1 protein-coding gene and 1 pseudogene are annotated in these 808 nt (G+C 28.8%); one reads left to right on the top strand and one right to left on the bottom strand.

Translation table 11 applies throughout. From position 1 onward, the window contains the following. Window positions 1–190: 190 nt before the first annotated feature. Complete coding sequence (locus tag D8837_RS09780) at window positions 191–355, bottom strand: PhrA family quorum-sensing system peptide (RefSeq protein WP_125456881.1); 165 nt, start codon at window positions 353–355, stop codon at window positions 191–193. A 30-nt stretch (window positions 356–385) separates the two neighbouring features. Here D8837_RS09780 and D8837_RS09410 point away from each other — a divergent pair. Then, window positions 386–808: pseudogene (locus D8837_RS09410) on the top strand (Rgg/GadR/MutR family transcriptional regulator); the annotation flags it as partial.

Here is an 808-nt window from a genome sequence, read left to right as displayed (position 1 = left end):
CTACAGACAGAGACCTAATTTTATAAACCAATCTTAAATACTTTAGATTTTGTAACTCATAATTTTCAACAGTTGGTTAGCTATGAAAGCATTTTATCAAACATCACCATTCTTATATCTATCTGGTATTGTTACAAGCTCTCATCAGAATACCTTTCTCTAAATAGTTGAATTTTAAAGTAATACGAAATCAATCAGCCTTCCCAATATCAAGACCATTGGACTTCTTTTGTGATTGCACTCGAATCTCCAATCGTTTATTCTTCTGAATAAACTGTTGGTAAGGAATTGTATTACTAAACGTAAAAACCCCTAGTAACGCAAATGAAACCGCTTTCTGTTTCCTTGTTTTTATTTTAACATATATATAGTATTCAGTCAAGTGTTTTTATTATATTTTGAACTTTTTTTACCCTATGAAATTATCCTATTAGGTAACTGTGTAAGAACAATTAATTATAACTCCTACTTCCTATTAACTGTAGAAATGTTAAAAAATTATCTCTATTCAACATTAAATAAGACAAATAAACGGCTTGTTACACAATTAGCAATCAATTGCCTAATTGTTAGTATTGATAATGAAGAATTTCAAAATTGTAGTTTTCTAATCAAAGAAGTAAAAAAATTACTAAACAATGAATTGAACTATTATGAACAAACCTTCTTCTTATATACGTGTGGGTATTTTGAATTTAAGTGCAATCCTGCGAACGGAATCGAAAAGATGAAACAAGCACTTCAGGTATTTGAAATTCTAGGAGAACATAATATAAAAGCACAGTACCAAGAGCACTATGACAAATAT

Source organism: Streptococcus mitis (genome assembly GCF_003942965.1).
GTDB classification, from domain to species: domain Bacteria; phylum Bacillota; class Bacilli; order Lactobacillales; family Streptococcaceae; genus Streptococcus; species Streptococcus mitis_BH.
This window is presented reverse-complemented; position numbering and strand designations above follow the sequence as displayed.